The 9133-nt window shown below is 48.0% G+C and carries 12 protein-coding genes; all 12 read left to right on the forward strand.

Annotated elements, in window-relative coordinates; translation table 11 throughout:
- The first annotated feature begins 1 nt into the window (after position 1).
- Complete coding sequence (locus AB5026_RS06745) at positions 2-793, forward strand: NYN domain-containing protein (RefSeq protein WP_022426781.1); 792 nt, start codon at positions 2-4, stop codon at positions 791-793.
- Positions 790-1752: a tRNA-dihydrouridine synthase gene (locus AB5026_RS06750; RefSeq protein ID WP_021650541.1), complete on the forward strand. Its 963-nt coding sequence runs from the start codon at positions 790-792 to the stop codon at positions 1750-1752. Before AB5026_RS06745 ends, AB5026_RS06750 begins: the two co-directional genes overlap by 4 nt.
- The gene (locus AB5026_RS06755; RefSeq protein ID WP_302690472.1) at positions 1749-2294 is read left to right on the forward strand and encodes a DUF2284 domain-containing protein; all 546 of its coding nucleotides are present in this window, start codon (positions 1749-1751) and stop codon (positions 2292-2294) included. The genes AB5026_RS06750 and AB5026_RS06755 overlap by 4 nt, the downstream gene beginning before the upstream one ends.
- An 84-nt stretch (positions 2295-2378) precedes the next feature.
- Positions 2379-2642 (forward strand): YabP/YqfC family sporulation protein, encoded by a 264-nt coding sequence (locus tag AB5026_RS06760; protein WP_015524842.1) that lies wholly within the window; start codon positions 2379-2381, stop codon positions 2640-2642.
- The gene (locus AB5026_RS06765; RefSeq protein ID WP_368213003.1) at positions 2642-3847 is read left to right on the forward strand and encodes a sporulation protein YqfD; all 1206 of its coding nucleotides are present in this window, start codon (positions 2642-2644) and stop codon (positions 3845-3847) included. Before AB5026_RS06760 ends, AB5026_RS06765 begins: the two co-directional genes overlap by 1 nt.
- Complete coding sequence (locus AB5026_RS06770; protein ID WP_368213005.1) at positions 3840-4865, forward strand: PhoH family protein; 1026 nt, start codon at positions 3840-3842, stop codon at positions 4863-4865. Before AB5026_RS06765 ends, AB5026_RS06770 begins: the two co-directional genes overlap by 8 nt.
- A complete protein-coding gene (ybeY, locus tag AB5026_RS06775; protein ID WP_215638623.1) occupies positions 4862-5356 on the forward strand; it encodes an rRNA maturation RNase YbeY in 495 nt (164 codons plus the stop codon). The genes AB5026_RS06770 and ybeY overlap by 4 nt, the downstream gene beginning before the upstream one ends.
- 63 nt (positions 5357-5419) lie before the next feature.
- Positions 5420-6469 carry a DUF3048 domain-containing protein gene (locus tag AB5026_RS06780; protein WP_022426777.1) on the forward strand — a complete coding sequence of 350 codons (1050 nt, stop codon included), beginning with the start codon at positions 5420-5422 and terminating at the stop codon, positions 6467-6469.
- A gap of 34 nt (positions 6470-6503) precedes the next feature.
- Positions 6504-7367 carry a glutamate 5-kinase gene (gene proB / locus AB5026_RS06785; RefSeq protein WP_044960851.1) on the forward strand — a complete coding sequence of 288 codons (864 nt, stop codon included), beginning with the start codon at positions 6504-6506 and terminating at the stop codon, positions 7365-7367.
- 16 nt (positions 7368-7383) lie between these two features.
- Complete coding sequence (locus AB5026_RS06790) at positions 7384-7605, forward strand: DUF896 domain-containing protein (protein WP_044960849.1); 222 nt, start codon at positions 7384-7386, stop codon at positions 7603-7605.
- Entirely contained in the window at positions 7583-8143 is a 561-nt protein-coding gene (locus tag AB5026_RS06795; protein WP_161208421.1) for a 5-formyltetrahydrofolate cyclo-ligase, read from the forward strand. The genes AB5026_RS06790 and AB5026_RS06795 overlap by 23 nt, the downstream gene beginning before the upstream one ends.
- A gap of 43 nt (positions 8144-8186) precedes the next feature.
- The coding region (locus AB5026_RS06800) for a glutamate-5-semialdehyde dehydrogenase (RefSeq protein ID WP_368213007.1) at positions 8187-9133 on the forward strand (947 nt) is incomplete at its 3' end.

The following is a 9133-nucleotide window of genomic DNA, read 5'->3' on the forward strand; positions in this document are numbered from 1 at the left end:
TATGGACAACGAATTAAGAATTGCAATACTGATCGATGCAGATAATGTATCAGACAAATACATCAAGATCATCGTGGATGAAGTGGCAAACATCGGCATAGCCACCTACAAACGGATCTATGGAGACTGGACCAGTGCACGGCTTTCCTCCTGGAAAAAGGTTCTTCTAGAGGATTCCATCATCCCTATCCAGCAGTACAGCTATACCACCGGAAAAAACGCCACCGATTCAGCGATGATCATTGATGCCATGGATATTCTGTATTCCGGAAATGTGGATGGATATTGTATTGTTTCTTCGGACAGCGATTTCACCCGTCTGGCAGCAAGGCTCCGGGAATCCGGAATGCTGGTCCTGGGTATGGGGGAGGAGAAGACGCCGAAGCCGTTTATTTCCGCATGCAACCAGTTTAAATATCTGGATCTTCTCTACCGCAACCAGCAGGAGGAAGAGAAGAAGGAAGATCTGGCTACTGCAGCAGAAGCTAAAAAATCCGGAAACAGCAGCAAACAGAGCAGCTCCGGCTCCAGGAAGAACAAAGATCTCAAGCGGGTGCGCAAGGCCATTAATGCCATCATCGAGAAATTTTCTGACGAAGAGGGATGGCTTTCCTCCGGACAGCTGGGCGATCAGCTTGGGAAACGACTTCCGGATTTTGATGTGCGTAATTACGGATATTCCAAGCTGACCCCCTTTATCAAATCTCTGGGAAATTATGAGACAGGCAGGATCCCCACAGGAAGCGGAGGGAGAAAGCAGATCTATTTCCGGATGAAGGAGGATAAACAATGAAGAATTATCTGGCACCTATGGAGGGCGTAACCAACTGGGTTTACCGGAATGCATATCATGACTGTTTTTATCCCATGGATAAATACTTTACTCCCTTCATCACTGCCAAGCCCAATAAACGTCTCAGCAGCAAGGAGATCAAAGAGGTATCACCGGAAACCAACGGAGATCTTCCGGTGATCCCCCAGATCCTGACCAACAATGCGGAGGATTTTGTGAAAACAGCCCATATCTTCCGGGATGAATATGGACACAGGGAAGTAAATCTCAATCTGGGATGCCCCTCGGGAACTGTCACAGCCAAGGGAAAGGGTGCCGGTTTCCTGGGCGAGCCGGATAAGCTGGAACGTTTTCTGGATGAGATCTTCGAAAAGACCGGGATGGAGATCTCCATAAAAACGAGAGTAGGAACGGATTATGAGGAAGACTGGGAACGGCTTCTTGAGATCTATGGCAGATATCCGCTGAAGGAGCTGATCATCCATCCACGCCTTCTGAAGGATCATTATAAGGGGGTTCCCAGATATGGACTGTATGAGGAGGCAAGGGAAAAGCTGAAGGTTCCCCTGGGATATAACGGGGATATTTTTTCAGTGGAGGCTTATCAGGAAATCCGGGAGAAATTTCCGGATGCAGACAGCGTCATGTACGGAAGAGGCCTGATCGCAAGGCCCTATCTTCTGGATGCCATTATGCAAAAAGAAGACGGAGAGGATCACCGGGAAGAATACCGGAAAAAGCTGCGGCAGTTCCATGACCGTCTTTACCGGGATTATCAGGAATATCTTTCAGGAGAACGAAATGTACTTTTCCGCATGAAGGAATTGTGGAGTTATATGGCACCGGGCTTTACCAATTATGCCAGATATCTGAAAAAGATCAAAAAATCCCAGCATTTTGGTGACTATGAGGCAGCAGTTATGAGCCTTTTTGGAGAACAGGAGATCTTAAAGGTATGAACAGTATAAAAGAAAAATTTGATGAGTTTATTTCCCAGTATCCCATTTTTGAGTACCGTGTGCTGGATACCGGGGATATTAAAGTACAGTCACGTGTGCGTACGATCTGTAAACAGGAATGTGAACGTTATGGAAGCACATGGGCCTGTCCTCCGGCAGTGGGAGAGCTGTCAGAATGCGAAAAGAAGATCCGGAGTTATCCGAAAGCAATTTTCTTTTCCAGCGTTGCGGAGGTATCGGATATCATGAACATGAAGGAGATGCTTTCCACAAGAATGGAACACGAAGCGCTTACAGAGAAGGTACGTGATTTTCTGGAGGGAGAGGGCTATGAGACCTTTACACTTTCCACGGAATCCTGTGACTTCTGTGAACGCTGTGCCTATCTGGACGGAAAACCATGCCGTTTTCCGGAGCATATGCATCCATGTCTGGAAAGCTATGGCGTGGTAGTCAGTGAGATCGTAGAAAAGGAAGCTATGGAATACAATCTGGGTGGAAATACCATTCTCTGGTTTTCCATGGTGCTGATCCGCAGATAAAAGACAAAAAGCAGATACAGTGAAAGATACATAAGAAGAAATCCTCCGGCATAGATTAATGATAAAAGCCGGAGGATTTTTTTAATGAGAAAAATGTCAGCTTTTCTGGAGCTTCCCGGGGAACCGGCATTTCGGGAGGTGCAGGTGATACTTACGGGAAAACGCCGGGCAGTGATCGAAAATTACCGGAATATCCAGAGCTATACAAGGGAGGAAATCCTGATACTGACACCTTCCGGCAGACTTGTGATCCGTGGGAAAAACCTTGTGATTCCCTGCTATACAACCCTTGAACTATGTATCCGCGGGCAGATCGAAAGCATTATGCTGGAGGAGGGAAATAAGTAATGGTCCCAGGTTTTGTGCGGGTTTCTGTTAAGGGACAGCAATGTCAGCGGTTCGTGAACCTTTGCAGAGGCAGGGAAATGGATCTGAAAAGGATCATCCGCACCGGTGAGACGGAGCTTCAGCTGACCATGAAGGTAGCGGATTTTCTGCAGATCTCGCCACTGCGGAGAAAAACAGGGGTACATATCCACATCCTGAAAAAAAAAGGGCCTTTGTTTTTTCTGCTTTTCTGTAAAAGAAGAAAAATGATCCCCGCGGGGTTTCTGGCAGTTTGCTGCCTCCTTTTTTTTCTGTCAGGCAGAGTGTGGAACGTTGAAATTCGGGGAAATATTTTAAATCCCACACCCCAGCTGATGAGCTTTCTGAAAGAGCAGGGGGTCTGTTTCGGAGTATCCAGAAAAAAGATCAGCTGCAGTGCACTTGCAACTTCCATGCGAAGAGAATTTCCGGAGATCACCTGGGTGTCTGCCGGATTTTCGGGAACGGGCCTGCGTTTTGAGATCCGGGAGGGAACTGCCGGAGAAAAAGTAGAGCCGGAAGAAAGATCATGCAGTTTGTTTTCAACCCTGGACGGTGTGATTGATTCCATGGTCACACGGCAGGGAACTCCTCTTGTCAGGGCCGGGGATGAAATAAAAAAAGGCCAGGAACTGGTTTCCGGGATCGTGGACATCACCGATGACAGCCAGGAGGTCATTCGCTATGCATATGTTCAGGCAGATGCGGATATTTACATCCGACATACCATTGCCTATTACGATACCTTTCCGTTGGACATAGAGAAAAAGGTACGGTCCGGTAAAAAGAAAACAAGGCTTTTTTTTCAGCTGGGAAGCTGGTTTCTGGACTTTTCCTCTCCTCTGAAACAAAATGAGGAACGCCTCGTCAGCCGGGAACCTCTTTTCAGTATCGGGATTTTTCGTTCTCCTGTTACCCTGGGGATCGCTGCGATCAGGAAGTACGAAGTACAGAAAGAGCAGCTGACAGAGGATGCCGCAAAAAAACAGGCCATACAAAGGCTTTATGCCTATGAAGAAAAATTAATAGAAAAAGGGGTTCAAATATCTGAAAATAATGTTAAAATAGAAATAAATCACCAGGACTGCGTCAGCAGAGGCACTCTTACCGTCATTGAACGGACCGGAAGAGAAGCCCCCACAGAAAAAAAGACGCAGCCAAAAGAAAGGACACCAGAGGATGGCTAGCAGCATTATCGAATTATATGTGGATGTGCCGGCAGACCGCCAGGCGAATATTTTCGGACAGTTTGACGAGCATCTGAAGCTGATCGAACGTACTCTGAACGTAACCATGATCTTCCGTGACGGTTCTCTTAAGATCCTGGGAAGCCAGGAGGGAGCCACACAGGCTAGGGCGATCGTGGAGGAACTGAACACACTTGCGGGCAGAGGCAATACCATCACACAGCAGAATGTGAATTACGCACTTTCCCTTGCCATGGAGAAGATCGGCTCCGTGATGGAGGAGATCGACAGGGATTTTATCTGTAATACCATACAGGGCAGACCCATCAAGCCCAAGACTCTCGGACAGAAGGATTATGTGGAACAGATCCGTAAGAAGATGATCGTGTTCGGCGTGGGACCTGCCGGAACCGGCAAAACCTATCTTGCCATGGCTATGGCAGTAACTGCTTTTCGCAATGAGGAGGTTTCCAGGATCATTCTTACCAGACCCGCCATTGAGGCAGGCGAGAAGCTGGGATTCCTTCCTGGCGATCTCCAGAGCAAGGTCGATCCCTATCTGCGTCCTCTTTATGACGCATTGTATCAGATCATGGGCGCAGACAGCTTTGCCAAAAACATGGAGAAGGGGCTCATCGAGGTTGCCCCTCTTGCCTATATGAGGGGACGTACACTGGATAATGCCTTCATCATCCTGGATGAGGCACAGAATACCACACCTGCCCAGATGAAGATGTTCCTGACCAGGATCGGCTTCGGTTCCAAGGTGATCATCACAGGAGATGCATCCCAGAAGGACCTTCCCAGGGACGCCACGTCTGGTCTGGATGTAGCGATGAAGGTGCTGAAGAAGATCGATGATATCGGATTCTGTCAGCTGACCAGCAAGGATGTTGTACGTCATCCACTTGTACAGCAGATCGTACAGGCCTATGACGATTATGAAAAAAAACAGAAGCCTGTCAAATCCAGGAAGGATGACAGGTATGCTGTAAAAAATAAGGAGTACAGAAGATGACCATAAATATCGAATATGAGACAGATCAGGATCTGGGCATTGACTATGCTGCCCTTGCATCCCAGGTTGCGGACAAGGTTCTTGAAATGGAAAAATGTCCCTATGACGGACAGGTCAATCTTGTCCTGACAGACAACGAGGAGATCAAGAGGGTAAATACGGAATTCCGGAATATCCAGGCGCCTACGGATGTGCTGTCATTTCCTATGATCCCCTTTGAGACACCGGCGGATTATTCCGTTGTGGAAGAGGATGAGTCCTATTTTGATCTGGACAGTGATGAACTCCTTCTTGGAGATATCATGATCTCCGTGCCTAAGGTTTTTGCCCAGGCAGAGGAATACGGACATAGTGTGACAAGGGAATTCTGTTTCCTGGTGGCACACAGTATGCTGCATCTTCTGGGCTATGATCATATGACAGAGGATGAGGCAAAGGTCATGGAAGCCAAGCAGGCAGCGGCACTGAAGGAGCTGGGGATCAACCGCTAGACGGGCTGTCCCACGGAAAAGCTAAGCGGAAAACTCTTCCGCTTTAAGAAAAGGAGGTAATATATGAGAATGAAAAAGACAGGTATCCTGGCAGGTATCACAGCTGCATGCATCTGCATTGCCCAGACTGTTCCCGCTTTTGGAGCAGGGCAGGATCTGGTAGGCTTTGTCCCTAATGAGGAAAAGCAGGAAGAAACCCAGGTAAAGAGCTATCTTACCGGCGAAAATGTTCCGGAGAGCATTGGACGGAGAAGACCGGTTGCCGTGATGATGGGCAACAACAGTGTCGGAGCTCCCCAGAGTGGTATCGGACATGCCGGTGTTGTCTACGAAGCGCCGGTGGAAGGTAATATTACCCGTCTTATGGGCATTCTCGAAGATTACGATGAGCTGGAACGAATCGGTTCCGTTCGCAGCTGCCGTGACTATTATCTCTTTTATGCCAACGAATTTAATGCGATCTATGCCCACTACGGACAGGCTGCCTATGCACTGCCTTATCTGGAGCAGCATGTGATCGATAACCTCAACGGGATCCAGATCGGCAAGCTGGCTTTTTTCCGCACAACAGACAGGAAGGCACCTCACAATGCCTATACAGATGCCAGCCACCTTCAGGCAGGCATAGATGCTATGGGATACAGCCAGGAATATAAAGAAGAATATACCGGACATTATCTTTTTGCAGAAGATGGTACAGAGACTGTACCGGATGGGATCACAGCCAGCCTTGTGAAGCTGGATAATTTTACTGACAATCATCCGTGGTATGAATACGATGAAGAGACAAAGGAATATAAGAGATTCCAGTTTGGCAAGGAACATGTGGATCAGTTGGATAATGAACCGCTTACCTGCGACAATATCATCCTTCAGTATTCATCCTGCCCGGCCTACGATGGAAACGGCTATCTGAATATTGATGCCATTTCCGGCGGAGAGGGCAAGTTTATTACCAGAGGCAGAGCCATCGATATCCGCTGGGAGAAGGATTCTCCCTGGGGGATCACGCATTATTACGACGGAAATGAACAGGAGATCCGCCTGAATCCGGGTACTACCTGGGTGGAGATCGTACAGAATGACAGGATCGATTCCGTTACTTATCAGTAAGACTAATATACAGGTATCAGGAGAAACAAAAAACATGAACGCAAATTACAGGGAACGACTGAAAGACAAGAAACGCATCGTTATCAAGATCGGATCATCATCACTGATCCACGCAGAAACAGGAAGACTGGATTTCCGTAAGCTGGAGATCCTGGCCAGAGAACTCAGCGACCTTCATAACCAGGGGAAAGACGTAGTGCTGGTATCCTCCGGAGCCATTGCGGTAGGTGCAGCTGCACTGGGTATGAAGGGAAAGCCGGCAGAGCTTGAGAAAAAGCAGGCCTGTGCAGCTGTGGGACAGGCCAGGCTGATGACCATTTATCAGAAGCTTTTCGGGGAATACAATCAGATGGTGGCACAGATCCTGATGACCAAGAATACCATGGTCAACAATACCAACCGCAGGAATGCCCAGAATACTTTCCAGCAGCTTCTGGCAGAAAAGGTGATCCCCATTGTAAATGAGAACGACTCGGTATCCTCCTACGAATTCCAGAACCTGGTAAAATTCGGAGACAACGATACCCTTTCCTCTGTGGTTGCTGCACTGATCGATGCGGATCTTCTGATCCTCATGTCCGATATTGATGGTCTTTTTACAGACGATCCCAATTCCAATCCGGATGCACAGTTTATCGACATTGTAGAAAATATGGATGACAATATGCGTAAGCTTGGCAAATCCTCCACAGGAAGCAATGTGGGTACCGGCGGAATGGCGACCAAGCTTACCGCTGCGATCATCGCCACTGCGGCAGGGGCCGACATGGTCATTGCCAACGGAAACGACTTCCACAACATCCACAGGATCGTGGAAGGCAGGAGCTGTGGAACATTATTTGTAGGAAACAAGAAGGAAGAATTCTTCCTCATTGATTATATCGAAAAACTGCTTTAAGGAGAATAACATTATGATGGACAATATCAAGATCGACAGGATCAACGCACTGGCACATAAACAGAAAAGTGTAGGTCTTACCGAGGAAGAAAAGGTGGAACAGGCGAAGCTTCGGAGAGAATATCTGGATGCAGTGAAAGGAAATCTCCGTGCGCATCTGAATAATATCGATATCAAAGAAAAGGATGGCAGCATCACCAATCTTGGAGAAAAATATGGAAGAAAAAAAGGAAATTAGAAAAAAGATCTTCAAAGTCAGAAAAGAACATACCAATGCCTGGATCCGGGAAAACAGTCTCCGGATCACAGAGGCCCTGACACAGCTTCCGGAATACCGGAATGCAGAACGGATCATGGCATACGCAGATTATAACCATGAAGTGATCACACGCTACATCATCGAGCAGGCCTGGAAAGACGGCAAGGAAGTGGCAGTGCCAAAGGTTTTCGGAAAGGATATGGTATTTTACAGACTGACCGATTTCAGTCAGCTGGAATCCGGCTACTTCGGGATCCCTGAGCCAAAGGAAGACGGAGAAACGGTTTCCTGGGAAGAAGCCATGATGGTCATGCCAGGGGTGGCTTTTGACATAAATTGCAACCGGGTAGGCTATGGCGGCGGTTTTTATGACCGTTTTCTGGAAAAACATCCGGAGGTCTGCCGCGTTGCAGTAGGATTTTCCTTCCAGATCCTTCCGGAGGTTCCCACAGAGCCTACGGATATCCGTCCGCAGGTCATTGTGACGGAAGAGAATATATACCGCGATGCACAGTAAGATATTGCTGTAAAGACAGAAAGAAAGGCAGGAATATTTGGAAATGAATGAAATGCTTGAAAAACTGGGACAGAATGCGAAAGATGCGGAGACAGTCCTTCGAAATCTTTCCACAAATGACAAAAATAAAACCCTGGAAGCTGTGGCAAAGGCTCTTGTCGCTCATACCGATGAGATCCTGAAGGCCAATGCCCTGGATGTGGAAAACGGCAAAAAGAATCAGATGCCGGAAGGACTGATCGACCGTTTGATGCTGACACCGGAGCGGATCGAAGGAATGGCAGACGGACTTCGTCAGCTTACCGGTCTTGAAGATCCCATCGGGGAAGTTACCGGTATGAAAAAACGTCCCAACGGACTTCTGATCGGACAGAAACGTGTTCCCTTAGGTGTGATCGGCATCATTTACGAAGCGCGTCCCAATGTTACCTCAGATGCATTCGGTCTCTGCTTCAAAACCGGAAATGTCGTGATTCTGAAGGGTGGAAGCGACGCAATCCATTCCAATACTGCCATTGTCAACTGTATCCGTGAGGCATTGAAGGCCTGCGGCATTACCGAGGATGCTATCCAGCTGATCCAGGATACCTCCAGAGAAACGGCTGCGGAATTTATGAAGCTGAACCGGTATGTGGATGTATTGATCCCACGTGGCGGAAGAGGACTGATCAAAGCAGTGGTAAACCAGAGTACGATCCCTGTCATCGAGACCGGAACCGGAAACTGCCATATCTATGTGGACGAGACTGCAGATCTTCAGATGGCAGCGGATATTGTGATCAATGCAAAGACCCAGCGTGTGGGCGTATGCAATGCATGCGAGTCCCTTCTTGTAAACCGTAAGGTGAAGGACGATTTTCTGCCGGTACTGGCCGGACGCCTTAAGGAGAAGCATGTGGAGGTCCGTGCAGATGAAGCAGCAAAGGCTCTGATGCCGGGAGCAGTTCCTGCAACAGAAGAGGACTGGGGAACGGAATATCTTGACTATAT

Source organism: Blautia sp. RTP21359st1_E11_RTP21359_211015 (genome assembly GCF_040910705.1).
GTDB lineage: Bacteria > Bacillota > Clostridia > Lachnospirales > Lachnospiraceae > Blautia_A > Blautia_A fusiformis.

What these genes read in the sequence shown, in the direction of transcription:
- AB5026_RS06745 (WP_022426781.1), top strand. Translation starts at nt 2, where the DNA reads ATGGACAACGAATTAAGAATTGCAATACTGATCGATGCAGATAATGTA.
- AB5026_RS06750 (WP_021650541.1), top strand. Translation starts at nt 790, where the DNA reads ATGAAGAATTATCTGGCACCTATGGAGGGCGTAACCAACTGGGTTTAC.
- AB5026_RS06755 (WP_302690472.1), top strand. Translation starts at nt 1,749, where the DNA reads ATGAACAGTATAAAAGAAAAATTTGATGAGTTTATTTCCCAGTATCCC.
- AB5026_RS06760 (WP_015524842.1), top strand. Translation starts at nt 2,379, where the DNA reads ATGAGAAAAATGTCAGCTTTTCTGGAGCTTCCCGGGGAACCGGCATTT.
- AB5026_RS06765 (WP_368213003.1), top strand. Translation starts at nt 2,642, where the DNA reads ATGGTCCCAGGTTTTGTGCGGGTTTCTGTTAAGGGACAGCAATGTCAG.
- AB5026_RS06770 (WP_368213005.1), top strand. Translation starts at nt 3,840, where the DNA reads ATGGCTAGCAGCATTATCGAATTATATGTGGATGTGCCGGCAGACCGC.
- ybeY (WP_215638623.1), top strand. Translation starts at nt 4,862, where the DNA reads ATGACCATAAATATCGAATATGAGACAGATCAGGATCTGGGCATTGAC.
- AB5026_RS06780 (WP_022426777.1), top strand. Translation starts at nt 5,420, where the DNA reads ATGAGAATGAAAAAGACAGGTATCCTGGCAGGTATCACAGCTGCATGC.
- proB (WP_044960851.1), top strand. Translation starts at nt 6,504, where the DNA reads ATGAACGCAAATTACAGGGAACGACTGAAAGACAAGAAACGCATCGTT.
- AB5026_RS06790 (WP_044960849.1), top strand. Translation starts at nt 7,384, where the DNA reads ATGGACAATATCAAGATCGACAGGATCAACGCACTGGCACATAAACAG.
- AB5026_RS06795 (WP_161208421.1), top strand. Translation starts at nt 7,583, where the DNA reads ATGGAAGAAAAAAAGGAAATTAGAAAAAAGATCTTCAAAGTCAGAAAA.